15 protein-coding genes are annotated in these 16,535 nt (G+C 72.4%); 5 read left to right on the top strand and 10 right to left on the bottom strand.

What is annotated here, in order from left to right:
- Positions 1–11: 11 nt before the first annotated feature.
- On the top strand, positions 12–482 hold the full coding sequence (locus QSK31_RS14990) for an RrF2 family transcriptional regulator (protein ID WP_285684394.1): 471 nt from the start codon (positions 12–14) through the stop codon (positions 480–482).
- On the opposite strand, the gene QSK31_RS14985 is transcribed toward QSK31_RS14990, so the two are convergent.
- Together QSK31_RS14985 and cspE are read right to left on the bottom strand one after the other, a co-directional pair.
- On the bottom strand, positions 440–1,312 hold the full coding sequence (locus tag QSK31_RS14985; protein WP_285684393.1) for a hypothetical protein: 873 nt from the start codon (positions 1,310–1,312) through the stop codon (positions 440–442). The two genes, QSK31_RS14990 and QSK31_RS14985, sit on opposite strands and share 43 nt — an antisense overlap.
- 284 nt (positions 1,313–1,596) lie before the next feature.
- Complete coding sequence (gene cspE, locus QSK31_RS14980) at positions 1,597–1,800, bottom strand: transcription antiterminator/RNA stability regulator CspE (protein WP_285684392.1); 204 nt, start codon at positions 1,798–1,800, stop codon at positions 1,597–1,599.
- Positions 1,801–2,021: 221 nt separating this feature from the next.
- Here cspE and QSK31_RS14975 point away from each other — a divergent pair, with 221 nt between their 5' ends.
- Positions 2,022–2,414 (top strand): pilus assembly protein CpaE, encoded by a 393-nt coding sequence (locus QSK31_RS14975; protein ID WP_285684391.1) that lies wholly within the window; start codon positions 2,022–2,024, stop codon positions 2,412–2,414.
- Here QSK31_RS14975 and QSK31_RS14970 read toward each other — a convergent pair.
- The 6 genes from QSK31_RS14970 to QSK31_RS14945 all read right to left on the bottom strand — a co-directional run bounded on the left by QSK31_RS14970 (position 2,385) and on the right by QSK31_RS14945 (position 12,562).
- A complete protein-coding gene (locus tag QSK31_RS14970; protein ID WP_285684390.1) occupies positions 2,385–5,771 on the bottom strand; it encodes an ATP-dependent helicase in 3,387 nt (1,128 codons plus the stop codon). The two genes, QSK31_RS14975 and QSK31_RS14970, sit on opposite strands and share 30 nt — an antisense overlap.
- Before the next feature lie 13 nt (positions 5,772–5,784).
- Positions 5,785–9,588 carry an ATP-dependent helicase gene (locus QSK31_RS14965; RefSeq protein ID WP_502872962.1) on the bottom strand — a complete coding sequence of 1,268 codons (3,804 nt, stop codon included), beginning with the start codon at positions 9,586–9,588 and terminating at the stop codon, positions 5,785–5,787.
- Positions 9,589–9,691: 103 nt separating this feature from the next.
- Positions 9,692–10,120, bottom strand: a complete 429-nt coding sequence (locus tag QSK31_RS14960) for a hypothetical protein (protein ID WP_285684389.1) — start codon at positions 10,118–10,120, stop codon at positions 9,692–9,694.
- 67 nt (positions 10,121–10,187) lie between these two features.
- Complete coding sequence (locus QSK31_RS14955; RefSeq protein WP_285684388.1) at positions 10,188–11,213, bottom strand: LacI family DNA-binding transcriptional regulator; 1,026 nt, start codon at positions 11,211–11,213, stop codon at positions 10,188–10,190.
- A 14-nt stretch (positions 11,214–11,227) separates the two neighbouring features.
- Positions 11,228–11,773 (bottom strand): LOG family protein, encoded by a 546-nt coding sequence (locus QSK31_RS14950; protein WP_285684386.1) that lies wholly within the window; start codon positions 11,771–11,773, stop codon positions 11,228–11,230.
- Complete coding sequence (locus QSK31_RS14945) at positions 11,774–12,562, bottom strand: LOG family protein (protein WP_285684385.1); 789 nt, start codon at positions 12,560–12,562, stop codon at positions 11,774–11,776.
- A gap of 166 nt (positions 12,563–12,728) precedes the next feature.
- Here QSK31_RS14945 and QSK31_RS14940 point away from each other — a divergent pair, with 166 nt between their 5' ends.
- Positions 12,729–12,908 carry a hypothetical protein gene (locus tag QSK31_RS14940; protein ID WP_285684383.1) on the top strand — a complete coding sequence of 60 codons (180 nt, stop codon included), beginning with the start codon at positions 12,729–12,731 and terminating at the stop codon, positions 12,906–12,908.
- A 34-nt stretch (positions 12,909–12,942) separates the two neighbouring features.
- Here the strand turns inward: QSK31_RS14940 and dapE are convergent, their stop codons facing one another.
- The gene (gene dapE / locus QSK31_RS14935; protein ID WP_285684382.1) at positions 12,943–14,013 is read right to left on the bottom strand and encodes a succinyl-diaminopimelate desuccinylase; all 1,071 of its coding nucleotides are present in this window, start codon (positions 14,011–14,013) and stop codon (positions 12,943–12,945) included.
- A gap of 60 nt (positions 14,014–14,073) precedes the next feature.
- Between dapE and dapD the strand changes: the two genes are divergently transcribed.
- Positions 14,074–15,024 (top strand): 2,3,4,5-tetrahydropyridine-2,6-dicarboxylate N-succinyltransferase, encoded by a 951-nt coding sequence (dapD, locus tag QSK31_RS14930; protein WP_285684381.1) that lies wholly within the window; start codon positions 14,074–14,076, stop codon positions 15,022–15,024.
- On the opposite strand, the gene QSK31_RS14925 is transcribed toward dapD, so the two are convergent.
- Positions 15,007–15,606: a LysE/ArgO family amino acid transporter gene (locus tag QSK31_RS14925; protein WP_285684380.1), complete on the bottom strand. Its 600-nt coding sequence runs from the start codon at positions 15,604–15,606 to the stop codon at positions 15,007–15,009. The genes dapD and QSK31_RS14925 overlap by 18 nt on opposite strands.
- Positions 15,607–15,686: 80 nt before the next feature.
- On the opposite strand from QSK31_RS14925, the gene QSK31_RS14920 reads away from it, so the two are divergent.
- Complete coding sequence (locus QSK31_RS14920; protein ID WP_285684484.1) at positions 15,687–16,523, top strand: LysR family transcriptional regulator ArgP; 837 nt, start codon at positions 15,687–15,689, stop codon at positions 16,521–16,523.
- Positions 16,524–16,535: the final 12 nt, after the last annotated feature.

The following is a 16,535-nucleotide window of genomic DNA, read 5'->3' as shown; positions in this document are numbered from 1 at the left end:
GGTTTACTGTCGTGTACGTCTCGGCACGCACCGACTATGCCGTCCGAGCCATGCTCTCGGTGGCCGCCGACGGTCCCCACCTGGTGAAGGCTGCGACGCTGGCCGCCGCCCAGGACATCCCACTCAGCTTCCTGCAGGGCATCCTGCTCGACCTGCGCCGGGCCGGGCTGCTGCACAGCCACCGCGGCGTCGACGGCGGATACCAGCTGGCCCGCCCGGCCGACGAGATCACCATCGGCGACGTGGTGCGCGCGGTCGGCGGCGCCCTGACCACGGTCCGCGGGCTGCCCACGGCCACCACCACCTACCACGGCGCGGCCATCGGCCTGCGGGACGTCTGGGTCGCCGTCGAGGAGGCGATCGAGGGCGTGGTCGACCACCGGACGCTGGCCGAGCTACAGAGCGGGAACACGACGCTGCGGAGCGGGAACACTTCGCTTCAGAGCGGGCGTACGGAGGACAGCACGTCGTCTATGACGTAGTCGAACTGCTTGTGCGTACCCGGGATCGAGATGTAGAGCACCGCGGCGGTCGGCTTGCCGACATCGATCACGGCCACCGCGGAGAGCTCGTCCTTGGCCTGCAGCCCGGCCGCCGAGAAGTGCAGCCGGAACTCGGCCAGATAGGCCGGACGGCCACCCAGCCTGGTCAGCCCGTCACGGATCGGCTCCATCGTGTTCGGCTGCGGGTAGTACTCGGCGCGGACGTCCGCCGCCACCTGCCGGCCCACACACTCCATGTCGAAGGTGACCGCGTCGTTGTCCGCGGCCGGGACCGCCGCCGACAGGATCGAGGCGTGGTACTGCCCGGCCGAGTACTCCTCGGTCACGAAGTGCTGCCCGACCTTGTACGGCACCTCCAGCGTCCCGGCCCGCCACACCTCGTTCCAGGCGACCCAGGGCGAGCCGTACGCGTTGTACGAGATCCCGGCCTCCTCGTCGACCGTCCGCTGCCCGGTCGGGGCGGGTGGCGCGGCGCTCGGACCGGCGGGCGGCGGATCGCTGGGTGCCACGGTCGGCGCCGGGCACATCTGGGCCAGCGGCGGGCGGACGTCCGAGGGCGCGTCGGCCTTGCCGCTGCCGAACGGGTCGCCGCTGCCGGAGAACACCACGACCAGGATGATGATCAGACCGGTGGCGAGGATCGCGCCGGCGACACCACCGAAGACGAACATCTGACGCTTGCGCCTGGCCGGGCCGTCGCCACCGGGTTTCGGCGGGGCGGGCGGCGGGGGCAGGTCCGGCGGCGGGGGCGGCGCGGTGACCGTGCCTGATCCCCACGACCCACCTGGACGCTGCCAACGCTCACTCACACCTACCAGTGAACACCACGTCGGGTGTGAGGCGGTGAAGCCCTCGCGTCAGCTCAGCACCAGGCTGTCGTACCAGGGGGCAAAAGCCACCAGGGTCACCAGCATCAAGCCCACCAGGGCGACACCGAGCACGAAGGTCAACTCGCGGCGTGCGGTTTCCATACCCCTATGACGTCAGTGATCATCAGTTGGTTGCCTCGAAGTGCGAACAAATGCAAGCGGCGCCGTGCCCCCACTTGGGGAGACGGCGCCGACCTGGTGTTTCAGCTGACAAGGGCCACTTGTCAGACGGGGCGGATGTTGGCGGCCTGCGGGCCCTTCTGGCCCGTGGTCACCTCGAACTCGACCCGCTGGTTCTCCTCGAGGCTGCGGTAGCCCGAGCTCTGGATCGCGGAGAAGTGGGCGAACACGTCAGCGCCGCCGTCCTCCGGGGTGATGAATCCGTAGCCCTTGTCCGCGTTGAACCACTTCACTACGCCGAAAACCATGATCGTGTCCTCCACGGTCGAACGCGCCCGCTTCGGCGGCGGGAGCGAGGGTGGTAAGAGCCGCACTTCGCGGATCTCGTGCTGTCGTACTGATCGCCCGACCGGAAGACCCGGGTTACGACAAAGAGCGCCTGGGGCAGACTTCCCCCACAGGCGCTCCTGAGTACTTGGGAACCAAACTGACAACGGGGCGAGCGTAGCACGGTGAAGGAGGCCGCCAAGTGATCGGCGTGCAGATGGCACAGCAGCTCAAGGACGCTGGACTGGTGTGGAAACCGGGCCCCGGCGACCGGTTCACCATCCCCGATCGAGACCTCGACGACGAGGTGTTCGTGCTGAGCAACATGACCATCGAGGTGCATCAGGTGCCGGAGGGCCGGGTGATCGGATTCAACGGCACCACCGAGTGGGCGCTGGACGACGTGGAGATCGAGGAGACCCTCTGGCTGCCCCGCGAGAACCAGCTCCGGGACCTCCTCGGCGGGACGTTCCGGAGCCTTCACCGCACCGATGACGGATATTCGGTCGAGACCACCGAGGTGTTCACCGCGCCCACCGCCGAGGAGGCCTACGCGACCGCGCTGCTAGCTCTGCTCGGGGAGGTCTTCGAGTAACGCCGCCAGCTCGGCCGGGTCCATCAGGTCGGCGGGCCGCACCGTGGCGCCCTCCCCGACGTAGTGGAAGCCGGCCCGCACATGCGTCACCGGCACGTTCGCCAGAGAGGCCCAGGCGATCCGGTACGCGGACAGCTGCACCGCCGCCGCGGACGCCTCGGCCGGTCCCGGCTGACGGCCCGTCTTCCAGTCGATCACGTCGTACCGGCCGCCCGGATCGGCGAACACCGCGTCCATCCGGCCCCGGACGACCACCCCGGCGATCGTGGTCGCGAACGGGACCTCCACCTCGACCGGGGAACGGTTCGCCCACTCGCCGGCCAGGAACGCCTCCTGCAGGGCGGCCAGCTGCTCGTCGCCGGCCGCGTCCTCGTCCGCCGCGCCGGGCAGCTCGTCCAGGTCGAGCAGGCGGACCGAGCCGAAGCGCTGCTCCAGCCAGGCGTGGAAGGCGGTGCCGCGGCGGGCGTACGGGGCCGGGGTCTGCGGCAGCGGCCGGCGCAGCGAGCGGGCCAGCCGCTGCGGGTCGCGGCGCAGCACCACGAGCTGGGACACGGACAGGTGCGGTGGCACGGCGACCTCGAGCGGCCCGTCCCGGCGGGCGCGTTCGGAGCGCTCGGCCAGCAGCATGGTCGCCTCGGTACGCCAGCGCTCGACCGCCGGGTCGCCGGCCTCCTTCGCCTCCGGGAGCCCGACCAGGTCGGCGGCCATGCCCGCCCGCTCGGCGATCTCCGGGTCGGCCTCGGCCAGTTCGGCGAACGCGACCGCGGCGTCCGGCTCCGGCATGGTGATCATCCGGCGGATCAGGTCGGCGGCCGCCTGCATCGCCGGGCGGCGCAGACCCAGCGGGTCAGCCGGCCACTCCGCCGACGCCACCAGCTCGGCGCTCGGGTTCGTCGCGTCCGGGGCCGGCTCCGGCGTCCACACGTCCACCACGCCGGCGCCGGCCAGGCAGCTCTCCCGCACCTCGTTCAGGAACACCGACGGGCCACGGGGCTTCTTCACACCGTCACCCCACCAGTACGCCGAACACAGCAGCAGCCGGCGGGGACGGGTCACCGCCACGTACGCGAGCCTCCGCTCCTCCCGCTCGTCATGCCCGCGCCAATCCGCGGCGAACGTGCCCAGCGCGGTCGCGACATCCTTCTGATCCGCCGCCTCCGACAGGTCCAGCAGCGGCAACCCGTCCCGGTCGCCGCGCAGCGGGAACGGCAGCACGCCCATTCCCATCAGGTAGTGGTCCGAGCTGCGCACCAGGCCCGGCCACACGCCCTTGGCCAGGCCGGCCACCGCGACCACGTCCCACTCCAGGCCCTTCGCCGCGTGCGCGGTCAGGATCTGCACGGCGCCCTCGACGACATCCACCTGCCCCGGCTCCAGGCCGCGCTCCTCCTCCTCGGCCGCGGTCAGGAAGGCCAGGAAACCGGCGAGCGTGCCGCCGTCGGTGTCACCCGCGTAGCGCGCCGCCACATCACCCAGGGTGTCCAGGTGACCGCGGGCCAGCCCGGCGTCGCCCGTCTGCCATCCGCGGACCGCCACCTCGACGTCCAGGCCGATCGTGCGCTCGATGTCCGCGACCAGGTCCGGGAGCGGCTGGTCGAGACGTTTGCGCAGCTCGGCAAGCTCCCGCGCGTACGACCGCAGCCGGGCGTACGCCTCCGCCGAGTACTGCTGCGCCGCGCCCAGGTCGGCCATGGCCTCGACCAGCGTGGCGTCGTCCAGCCGGTCGCCCACCACCTCGTCCGGCTCCTCGTCGTTCACGGCGGCCGCCCGGGCCGCGGCCAGCGACCGGGCACGCCGGTGCAGGGCCACCAGGTCGCGCGGGCCGATCCGCCAGCGGGCGCCGGTGAGCAGGCGCAACAGGGACGCGCCGTCCGCCGGGTCGGCCAGCACCCGCAGCGTGCACACCACGTCGCGTACCTCGGGGGTGTCCAGCAGACCACCCAGGCCGACCACCTCGACCGGCAGGCCGCGCGCCCGCAGCGCCTCCTCCAGCACCGCGATCTGACTGCGCACCCGGACCAGGACCGCGCTCGTCGGCCGCTTCTCCACCGGGATCTCGGCGGCGGGCTTGTCCGGCATCCCGGCGCTGATCCGCCAGGCGGTGAGCATCGAGTCGGCGATCCACTCGGCCTCTTGCACGTACGTGGGCAGCAGCGCGCACGCCACCGTCCGGCCGCCCACCCCCTCCGCGGTCCGCTGCGCCGGCACCAGCTCGGAGACCCGGGCGCCCGCCGCGCGCAGCGGTGCGGACAACGCGTTCGCCACGTCCAGGATCTCCGGCCGGTTCCGCCACGACTTGCTCAGCGTCAGCACCGCGGCGTCCCGGCCGTCCCGCCGCGCGAACTCGCCCGGGAACCTGTCCAGCGTCCCCGCCGAGGCGCCCCGCCAGCCGTAGATCGACTGGCAGGGGTCGCCCACCGCGGTCACCGGATGGCCGCCGCCGAACAGCGCGTTCAGCATCGTCACCTGGGCGTGGCTGGTGTCCTGGTACTCGTCCAGCAGCACCACCCGGAACCGGCCGCGCTCGATCTCGCCGACCTCCGGATGATCCCGCGCCACCCGCGCCGCCCGGGCCATCTGGTCGCCGAAGTCCATCGCCTCCAGGTCGAGTTTGCGCTGCTCGTAGCGGCGCACCAGGGGCAGCAGGGTGAGCCGGTGGCGCTGCCGCTGGAGCATGTCCGACACGTCCTTGTAGACCCGGCCCGGCAGCGACTGCACCTCCCCGGTGAACCGCCCGGTCCAGGCCGCCAGCTCGTCCGGCGTGACCAGGTGCTCGGCTAGCTCGCCGGCCAGCGCGAGCACGTCGTCGGTCACCGTGCCCGGGGCGCGGTTCAGGCCGGTCATCTCCCCCGTGTACGACCTGACCAGCGAATCCACGATCTGCCAGCGGGCCGCCTCGGTGAGCAGCCGGGCGGACGGCTCGAAGCCCGCTCGCAGGCCGTGCTCGGTGACGACGCGGGCGGCGTACGAGTGGTAGGTGGCGACGGTCGCCTCGCCGGCCAGCGCGTCGTCCCGGCCCAGGCGGCGGACCAGCTGGCCCAGCCGGGTGCGGATCCGGTGGGCGAGTTCGCCTGCGGCCTTCCGGGTGAAGGTCAGGCCGAGGATCTGGTCCGGGTGGGCGTACCCGTTGGCGACCAGCCAGACCACCCGCGACGCCATCGTCTCGGTCTTGCCGGAACCCGCGCCCGCGACCACCAGGATCGGCTCCACCGGCGCGGCGATGATGTCGGTCTGCTCCCGCGTCGGCGGGTGCAGGCGCAGCAGGCGGGCCAGCTCGAGCGGGGTGTAGCGCGGTCCGGCGTCGGCTTGCCGGCGTGGCCGGGGCGGCCCCTCGGTGAACAGGGACGGTTGGGTCACGGTTCCTCTTTTTTCACGGTTCCACTACCTGGCGCCCTCGCCCCGAGACCGGGCAGCTGGTCTGGACCGGGCAGATCCGGCAACGGTTGTTCGCCACCGCGGAGAACGTCGCGGCGGCCATCGTGTCGGCGGTGCGGCGGACCATCGCGTACGCCCAGTCCGGATCGTCCGCCTCGGCCAGCGGCACTTGCATCTGCTCGCGCGCGTCCTTGCTCGGTCCCAGCTGGACCAGGGCGGCGCCGCCACTCTCCCGGCCGCCGTGCAACTCGTCGAAGGCGCCCGCGTCCACCGCCGCCTGATAACCCGCGAGCTGCGCGTGCTCGGTCAGATCGGATGCGGTGACCGCCGTCGTCTTGCCCGTCTTCAGGTCGATCACGACCAGCCGGCCCTGCTCGTCGACCTCCAGCCGGTCCACCCGGCCGGTCAGCTGGATCGGCCGCTGCGGGTCGTCCAGCCGCACGGTGAACTCGTGCTCGATCGCGAGCAGCCGGCGCGGGTTCTTCGCCAGCCAGCGCAACAGCTTGTCCACCATGGCCTGGGCCCGGTCGTGCTCCGGTCCGGCCAGCCAGCGGGCGGCCAGCTCGATCGCGTCGAAGCGGGCCGACACGTACTCGACCAGCTGCTCCCGATCCGCGTTGGCATCCTCGGCGAGCATGGCGGCCGCGTGCACCAGATTGCCGACGCCCTGAGCCGGCCCGGGCGGCGCCGCACCGCCGTGCCGTTCCAGCAGCCAGCGCAGGCTGCAACGCAACGCGCTCTCCATGGAGGAAGGCGTGACCTTGACCGGATCACCCGGGTCGACGAGCGGCCGGTCGTCGGACAACCCGCGCAGGCCCCACCACTGGTCCGGATGCGCGCCCGGCACTCCGGCGGCCGCCAGCTTGGCGAGCTCGGCGGCCGCGGCGCGCCGCCGGGCAGGATTCTGGTCCGGCGAGACCACGACGGTACGCAGCTCAGCCACCAGCGCCGCCAGCGTCAGAGCCCGGGGTGCCCGCCCCGCACCCACCTCGACGGCGAGGTGGTCGTCGCCGCGCCGCTGCTCCGGCACCCGCCCGTCCGCACCGGGCCGGCTGCCGTCGACCTTCTCGTCGACGGCAGCCGGACCCGGATCCGCGGGATCGGCCGGATCGGTCGGATCGGTGGGATCGCTGGGATCGGCCGGATCAGTGGGATCGAGCGGGTCCGCCGGATCGACGGGGTCGCCGGGATCGGTGGGGTCGGGCGGGCCGGGGTCGGGCGGCTCGGGTGGGCCCGGGTCCTCCGGATCGGCCGGGGGCGGGGTGGCGCCGGGCGGGCCGTAGGTGCCGGCCAGCTCGGTGAGGAAGCGGGACGGCTGCTCCTCGCCGTCGGCGCCACCGACACCGGCGGAGGCCACGGCCGTGACGACCAGCTTGCGGCGGGCCCGGGTCGCCGCCACGTAGAACAGGCGGCGCTCCTCGTCGAGCAGCGCGGACGTCTCGCCGACCACGGCCGCGGCACCCGAGGAGGCGCGGCCGGCCAGGAAGTCGACCAGCCGTTCGGAGCCGAGCAGGCTGCCACGCAGACGCAGGTCCGGCCAGATGCCCTCCTGGACACCGGCCAGCACCACGACATCCCACTCCAGGCCCTTGGCGGCGTGGGCGGTGAGCAGCCGGACCGCTTCACCGCGGTCGGCGCTCGGGGCGATCGAATCCGCCGGCAGGTCCTGGCCGAGCACATGGTCGAGGAAGACCTCGGTGCGCGCGCCGGGCAACCGGTCCACGAACCGGGCGGCTGCGTCGAAGAGCACCACCATCGCGTCCAGGTCACGGTCGGCGGCTTCGGCACGCCACTGCCGGGCACGGCCGCCGTCCGCCGCCGGGTCGATGGTGGTGGTGCGGGTGCTGAGGGCGTACCAGCGTTCGGAAAGCCCGCTGGCCCGCCAGACCGTCCACAGCACCTGCTCGGCCGACGCCCCCGGCTCGGCCGCGGCCTCCCGCGCCACGGCGAGCAGCCGCGACACCTGCTGCGCGGGCGCCGCCCACCGGCGCTCGACCATGTCCAGCCCCGCCGGGTCGCGGACCGCGTCGACCAGCAGCTCGCCGGAGGGCCGCCGGTCACCCGCCGACAGCGCCAGCGCCCGCAGACCCTGCCGGAGCCGCCGCTCGGCCAGCGGATCGGCTCCGCCCAGCGGCGAGTGCAGCAGGGCGACGGCGGCTTCCTCGTCGAGAAGCTCCGGTTCCAGCGCACAGCGGAGCAGCAACAGGAACGGCGCCACCGCCGGCTGCAGATGAAGCGGCAGATCCTCCGCGTGGGTGACGGTGGGCACCCCCGAGGCGGTCAGCCCCCGCTGCAACGAAGCCAGCTGCAACGACGTCGATCGCATCAGGACAGCCATCCGCGACCAGGGCACGCCGTGGATGAGGTGCGCCTCCCGCAGAACGTGCGCGACGTAGGCGGTCTCGCTGCCCGGAGTCCGAAACGTCCGCACCTCCGCCGCAGCCCCGAGCCCGCCCGGGGTCGCGGAGTCACCCGGGGTCGCGAAGTCACCCGAGGTCGCGAAGTCACCCGAGGTCGCGAAGTCACCCGAGGTCGCGAAGTCACCCGAGGTCGCGAAGTCACCCGAGGTCGCGAAGTCACCCGAGGTCGCGGGACTTGGCGAGGTGAGTGCCGCGGTGGAAGGAGGAGTGCCGTCGTCGCCGGGAGAAGGGGCGTCGGTGGGCAGCGGGCCATCGGTGGATGGCGGCGCGGCGGCGGGTGGCGAGGCGGCGGCGGGTGGCAGCGCGGCGGACGGGGGCGCGTTGGACGGGGGCGCGGCGGGTGGGGTGGGGGCGTGCAGGTAGCGGTGGCGTTGGGGGCCGCGCATGTGGGTGGTGACGTTTGCGGTGGCCGTGAGCATCGGGGTGGTCGCTCGGTAGCTGGTGTGCAATGTCAGGGTCTCGGCCAGAGCACCGGATGCGGTGCGGAAGTGGTGGGGGAATTCAGCCACCACGGTGGGATCGGCGCCTCGGAAGCCGTAGATGGAGGAGTCCGGATCGGCGAACGCGACCAGGGGGACTCCGCCGCCGGCGACGAGCGACAACAACTCGATCTGGGCGGGGTCGGTCTCGGCCAGCTCGTCGACGTAGATGTGGGAGAGTCGGCGGCGCTCCGCGTCCAGGAGGGACGGGTCGTCGGTGAGCAGGCCCGAGGCGGCGCGCACCAGCTCGGCGGGGTCGTAGGCGGTGGAGCCCCGGGTGGTGGCGTCGCGCAGGGCGAGGACCGCGACGTACTCCCGGATGAACCGGGCGGCGGCCGGCCAGTCGTCGCGGCCCAGGCGCTCGCCGAGGCGGGCCAGGTCGACCGGGCCGACGCCGCGCTCGGCCGCTCGCTGCATCAGGTCGCGGAGCTGCTGGGCGAACGCCCTGGTGGGCAGCGCGGGGCGTAGAGCGTCGGGCCAGCCGTACGGGTCGAGCGCCTCGCCGATGACGGACAGCAGCTCGCGGATGATCAGGTCCTGTTCGGGGCCGGTGAGCAGGCGCGGGGACGGTTCGCCGCGCTCGGCGGCGGCGCGGCGGAGCAGGCCGAAGGCGTACGCATGAAAGGTCCTGACCAACGGCTCGTGCACGATGCGGCTCTCGTCGCCGGCGATCCGCGCCTCGATCCGGTCGCGCAGGGACGCGGCGCCGCGGCGGCCGAAGGTGAGAACCAGGATGCGCTCGGGGTCGACGCCGGAGGCGATCCGCGCGGCGACCGCCTCGACCAGCGTCGACGTCTTGCCGGTGCCGGGGCCGCCGAGGACGAGCATCGGGCCGTCGGTGTGGCCGATCACATGCTCCTGGAGGGGGTCCGCCCGCAGCGGGACAACCGCCTCGGGCAGGCGCCGCACCAGACGAAACGCCGGGCGGCGGGCCGCCGGAGAGGTCGCCTGAGTGCTCACGGCATCAATCAGACCACGCGGGTACGACAGCCCTCACCACAGGTCAGCCCGGGGGTTCGTCGTCGTCGCCGGTCAGTGGCGGCGGCTGGGCGACGGGGTCGCCGGTCGACAGGGGTGGCGGCGCGGAGACCTGCACGACGGGCTTACGGATCGTGAGCGGGTCCGGCCGGCCCGACGTGGTAGCCGGTCCCGCCGGAGTGGACAGGGCCGGAGTGGACAGGACGGGCGTGGCCAGGGCGGGCGGCAACGTGGTGACCACCACCTCGGTGACCGGCGCCGCCGAGACGGGCGCGGGAGTTCCGGCGACGATCGGCTGGACCGCGGGCTGGACCGGCTGGGTGGCGATCCGGGGCGGCGCGGGCGGCGGGTCGGTCGCGTCGCGGTGATCGGACATCAGGATCATCGTGGTGGGCGCGCCGACGCCGGCCACGGCCAGGAGGGCGCCGAGCAGCAGGACACGTTTCCGGGTCACCGCGCACCTCCGATCAGGGAATCACAGTGGACCGTAGCCCCGCGGCGGGGCGGGTGTCTGTCGCCCGTCAGGTCAGGTCGACCGGCTTACCGACCGATGCCCTGGCGCGCACGGGCATCGGCACCCGCACCACGCCCGGCTCGGCATCGGGGCTGAGCAGCAGTTCCACCGCCCGCCACCCCATCTGGTAGTGCGGCAGCGCGATGCTGGTCAGCGGCGGCCGGAGCCACGCGGCCAGGTCGGAGTCATCGAAAGAGAGCACCGAGACGTCATCCGGGACGGTGAATCCGGCCTCCCGCAACGCCTGGTAGGCGCCCAGCGCGATCCGGTCGTTGAGGCAGATCAGCACCCGCGGCCGCAGCCCTCCGGCGAGCGCCGCGTGGACCGCCTCGTACGCCGGGTCGGGCCACCAGTCGCAGTCGATCGTCCCGGCCGGTCGGGCCCCTGCCTGCGCCAGCCCCTCGCGGATGCCGGCCACCCGCTCGCGCCCCGCGAACACGTGCTCGGCAAGGTTTCCGACCAGGTGGATGCCGGTGCGGTGGCCGGCCTCGACGACCACCTGCGCGGCGCTCCAGCCGGCCGCGACCTCGTCGGGGATGACCGCGTGCTGGGCCGGGGCGGCCGCCCGGGTGAGGCAGTTGAGCAGGGCCACCTTGGAGCCGCGCAACAGTTTCGGCAGGCGTACGTAGCGGGTGGACATGCTCGCGTAGACGAACGCGTCGACCTGCCGGTCGAGCAGGTCGGAGATCAGTTTCTCCTCGATCACCGGGTCGCCCTCGGTCTCGCCGATGAAGAGCAGATGCCCGTGCGCGACGGCGGCGGCGAGACTGCCGTGGATGGCGCGGCCGGCGTACGGATCGGAGGCGATGGTGTCGGAGACCAGCGCGATCGTCTTGGTCACCTTGGTGCGCAGGCTGCGCGCCATCAGGTTGGGCCGGTAGTCGAGTTCCTCCGCCGCGCGCAGCACCCGCTGCCGGGCCTCCTCGGAGATCCGCATGTCCACATGGCGTCCGGCCAGGACGAACGAGGCCGTGCTGCGGGAGACCCCCGCCCGTTGGGCGACCTGGAGAAGAGTCGGCCGTTGCGACGGCATGGCACGCAGTGTAGTCAGGTGAGAGCGGCGCCGATGGTGTCGAAGGCGGCCGGGACCGAACCGGCGACGGTGACCATGGCCAGGGCCTCGCGGCGGATGAAGGCGTCCTCGGTGAGGCCGGACAGCCAGGCGAAGAGGCCCTCGTAGAAGCCGTCCGGGTCGAGCACGACCATCGGCTTGGCGTGCAGGGCCAGGGTGGCTGTCGTCCAGACCTCGAAGAGCTCGTCCAGGGTGCCGAGTCCGCCCGGCAGGGTGATGAAGGCGTCCGAGCGCTCGATCATCAGATCTTTCCGCGCGGACATCGACCCGGTGACGACGAGCTCGTCCGAGTCCTGATCGGCGACCTCCCAGTCGACCAGCGTCTGCGGGATGATCCCGAGGGTGTGCGCCCGGCCCGAGCGGGCGCCGGCCGCGACCGCACCCATCATGCCGACCTTGCCGCCGCCGGAGACCAGGGTGTGGCCGCGAGCGGCCAGTTCCTTGCCGGTCGCGGCGGCGAGTTCCAGCCAGCGCTCGTCGAGCCGGGTGGACGACGCGCAGAAGACGCCGATCGCCGCCACTCAGTCCTCTTCCATGACGACGGAGTTCGAGGAGGAGATCGGCGCCGCGTCGACGATGATCCGCACCGCCTCGTCGACGTCGTCGGTCACCTGGATCAGGTCGAGATCCGTCGGGCTGATCTTGCCGTCGTCGAGCACCGTGCGTTTCATCCAGTCGAGAAGGCCACCCCAGTACGCCGCGCCCATCAGGATCACCGGGAACCGGGTGACCTTCTTGGTCTGCACGAGTGTGATCGCCTCGAACAGTTCGTCGAGGGTGCCGAATCCGCCGGGCAGGACGACGAAAGCCTGCGCGTACTTGACGAACATGGTCTTGCGGACGAAGAAGTAGCGGAAGTCGATCCCGACGTCGACCCAGTCGTTGAGGCCCTGCTCGAACGGGAGCTCGATGCCCAGTCCGACGGACATCCCACCGGCCTCGGTGGCGCCCCGGTTGGCCGCCTCCATCACGCCGGGACCGCCGCCGGTGATCACCGCGTAGCCCGCCTCGGCGAGGGCCGCGCCCAGGTCGGCGGCCATCTCGCACTCGGGGCTGTCCGGCTTGCTGCGCGCCGAGCCGAACACGCTGACCGCCGGGGGCAGATCGGCGAGCGTGTCGAATCCCTCGACGAACTCGGAGAGGATCCGCAACGCCCGCCAGGCGTCCTTCGTTTTCCACTCACGGCGGTAGTGCGAATCGAGCAGTTTCTCGTCGGCGGTGCTCGGCGGGATCGATTCGCGCCGCAGGGTGACCGCGCCGCGATGACGCTCCGGTGTCCTTCGGGGTCGCCCGTTGGTGCTGTCTGTCATGGCACCAACGGTAGTGCGAGGGTGCATGACCCGGTGAATAAGCTGACGTGTTTCGGCAAGAGGATTGCGGCGCCGGGACCTTTTTGCCAGATTGAGGCAACGGACGGTGCCTGTCGCGCGTCTGTTTCAGTAGTCCGATTTCCCACGGGCAGGCAGGGGAGCCACCGTGACGACGCGATATGAGCGCATCAAGGAGCAGCGCCGCATGCAGCGGCGCATCCGACTCGTGGTCGAGGAACGGCGGATGGCGATGGCCCTGCGGCCGCACGAACGTGCCCTGGAGAGCGAAGCGACGATCGAGATCCGGCCGCGGGCCATCGGCAGGGTCGCCGTACCCCTGATCTGAAGGGCCGGCCAGCGGCTAGAGGGCCGGCCAGCGGCTAGAGGGCCAGCCAGCGGTGCAGCGTGGCGGCGCCGTCGCGGATCTTGCCGATCTCGACGTGCTCGTCCGGCGCGTGCGCGAGCAGCGGGTCGCCCGGGCCGTAGTTGAGCGCCGGGATGCCGAGCGCCGCGAACCGCGCCACATCGGTCCAGCCGAGCTTCGCGTCCGGCTGCTCCCCGACCGCGGCGAGGAACTCCCGGGCGGGCGCGGCGCCCAGCCCCGGCATGGCCCCGGGCGCCGAGTCGGTGAGCTCGACGTCGAAACCCTCGAACACCTCGTGTACGTGTTCGAGCGCCTGCTTCTCGGTCCGGTCCGGCGCGAAGCGCAGGTTGACCTCGATCTCGCACGCGTCCGGTACGACGTTCCCGGCCACCCCGCCGCTGATCCGGACCGCGTTGAGCCCCTCACGATACGTACACCCATCGATGGCAATCGTGCGCGGACGGTAGTCCTTGAGTCGCTGCAGCAGATCGCCCATCGCGTGGATCGCGTTGACGCCGCGCCAGGCCCGCGCGGTGTGCGCCCGGCGCCCGGTGGTGCGGACCAGCGCGCGCAGGGTGCCCTGGCAGCCCGCCTCGACGATGCCGTAGGTCGGCTCGAGCAGCACCGCGAAGTCGGCCCGCAGCCACTCCGGGCGGTCCTCGGCGAGCAGCCGGAGCCCGTTGTACCGCGAGTCGATCTCCTCCGCCTCGTAGAAGAGGAAGGTGAGGTCGTAGCGCGGGTCGGGCAGGGTGGCCGCCAGGTGCAGGGCCAGCGCGACGCCGGACTTCATGTCGGACGTGCCGCAGCCGAAGATCAGATCGTCCTGGACGGTCGACGGGAAGTTGTCGTTGATCGGCACGGTGTCCAGGTGGCCGGCCAGCACCACGCGCTGTTCACGCCCCAGGTCGGTCCGCGCCATCACGGTGTTGCCCAGCCGGTCCACGCTCAGGTGCGGCGCCTGCCTGAGCACCTCCTCGACACAGTCCGCGATCTCTTTCTCCTCGCGGGACACGGACTGGAGGTCGACCAGGGCGCGGGTCAGCACGACCGGATCGACCAGGACGTCCTGGGTAAGCGGGTTGGCCATGGGCCGCACGATACCGGCCGCCGGTGAACCCGCCTGCGGATGACCGGTATCGTCGGCTCCGTGACCCCCGAGATCTCGACCTCGCCCGCATGGGGCGTCGGCCTGGCCACCGTGACCGCCGAGGGACAGGTGCTCGACACCTGGTTCCCGGCCGGGTCGCTGGGCCTGGGCGAGACGCCCGCCGACGCCGAGTCCGCACTGCCGGCCGGCCTGACCGGTCCCCGCCCTCTCGCCGGGCTGGAGACCGTCGCCGTGCAGGTGGTGATCGGCTCGCTGGCCGACCCGATCAAGGACGCCTCCGACGCGTACCTGAGATTGCACCTGCTCTCGCATCGCCTGGTCCGGCCGAACGAGCTGAACCTGGACGGGATCTTCGCGCACCTGGCGAACGTGGCCTGGACCTCGGCCGGCCCGTGCCCGCCGGCGCGGGTGGACGAGCTGCGGCTGATCGAGCGGACGGCCGGGCGCCACCTGACCGTCTTCGGGGTGGACAAGTTCCCGCGGATGACCGACTACGTGGTGCCGACCGGCGTGCGGATCGCCGACGCCGACCGGGTGCGACTCGGCGCGCACCTGGCCACCGGCACGACGGTCATGCAGGAGGGCTTCGTCAACTTCAACGCGGGCACGCTGGGCGCCTCGATGGTCGAGGGACGCATCGTGCAGGGCGTGGTGGTCGGCGACGGGTCGGACATCGGCGGCGGCAGCTCGATCCTCGGCACGCTCTCCGGCGGCGGCAAGGACAAGCTGGTGATCGGCGAGCGAAGCCTGCTGGGCGCGAACGCCGGGGTGGGCATCTCGCTGGGCGACGACTGCGTGGTCGAGGCCGGGACCTACATAACGCCCGGCTCGAAGATCACACTGCCGGACGGCCGGGTGGTCAAGGCGCGCGAGCTGGCCGGGGTGAACAACCTGCTGTTCTGGCGCAACTCGGTGACCGGGGCGCTGGAGGCCCGCCCCCGCAAGGGCACCGGGATCGAGCTCAACACCGTGCTACACGCGAACGACTAGCGTCACGGCGATCACCGCCATCACGGCGCCGATCAGGCCGTCGAGCACCCGCCAGGCGACCGGTCGCGCGAGCACGGGGGCGAGCTTGCGCGCGCCGGCGCCCAGGGCGGTGAACCAGACCAGGCTGGCCGTCGCGGCTCCCAGACCGAAGACCCAGCGGTACGCGTGCTGCTGCGCGATCGAGCCCAGCAGCAGAACCGTGTCCAGGTAGACGTGCGGGTTCAGGTACGTGAAGGCTAGGCAGGTCAGCAATGTCGCCCGCAGGGTCGCCGGGGCCGCGTCGGCGGGGGTGAGCCCGGTCGGCCGGAGGGCGCGGCGGGCGGCGAGGACCGCGTACCCGAGAAGGAAGATCGCCCCCGCCCAGCGCGCGACCGACACGGCCGTGGGGTGTGCCGTGATCAGGGCGCCGAGGCCGCCGATGCCGGCCAGAATCAGCGCCAGATCGGACAGTGCGCAGGTCAGCACCACCACCAGGACGTGTTCCCGGCGAAGTCCCTGGCGCAGCACGAAGGCGTTCTGCGCCCCGATGGCGACGATCAGGACGAGGGCGGCGGCGAACCCGGCGAGGGCGGAACTGAGCACGAACCCGAAGCTACGGTCGTCGCCGCTGTAAGAACAGCTCAAGTTTCTACAGAACCATTAGCATCGCTTACGTGGATGCGATGCAGCTGGCGACCTTCCAGGCGGTGATCGAGGAGGGCAGCTTCGACGCCGCCGCGCGGGCGATGCACGTCACGCCGTCGGCGGTCAGCCAGCGCATCAAGGCCCTGGAGCAGGACGTCGGCCAGGTGCTGGTGCGCCGCGCCAAGCCGTGCGAGCCGACCGAGGCCGGGCGGGCGCTGGTCCGCTTCGCCGGCCAGGTGAGCCTGCTGGAACGGGAGGCGCTCGCGGCCGCGCGCGGCGGGCTCGCCGGGGAACGCGTCCGGGTGTCCGTGGTGGTGAACGCGGACTCGCTGCACACCTGGTTCCTGCCGGCCCTGACCCGGCTGCCGCACCTGGCCTTCGACCTGCACCAGGACGACCAGGAGTACACCGCCGACCTGCTCCGCGCCGGGACCGTGATGGCCGCGGTGACCTCACAGCACGTGGCGGTGCAGGGCTGCCGAGTGGAACGGCTCGGCGCGATGCGCTACCTCGCGGTGGCCGCGCCGTCCCTGGACCACGACTTCGCGACCACGCCGGTGATCCTGCTCAACCGCAAGGACGAGCTCCAGCATCAGTTCCTGAGCCGGGTGAGCCGCCGGAAGCTCGACCCGCCGGTGCACTACATCCCGGCGGCGGCCGCGTTCGTCGACGCCGTCCGGCTCGGCCTGGGCTGGGCGCTGGTGCCCGAGCGGATCGCCCGCGACGACATCGCCGCCGGCCGGGTGGTCGACCTGACCCCGGGCCGCCACCTGGACGTTCCGCTCTACTGGCAGTGCTGGCGGATAGAGTCCGACGTCCTGGCCGACCTGACCACGGCGGTCAAGGAAGTGGCGGCCGAGGCACTGCGGGGTTGACCCTCGACCTGG

It is taken from the genome of Actinoplanes sp. NBRC 103695 (genome assembly GCF_030269485.1).
Taxonomy (GTDB): domain Bacteria; phylum Actinomycetota; class Actinomycetes; order Mycobacteriales; family Micromonosporaceae; genus Actinoplanes.
The sequence above is the reverse complement of the archived record's forward strand: the minus strand, read 5'-3'. Positions and strand labels throughout refer to the sequence as shown.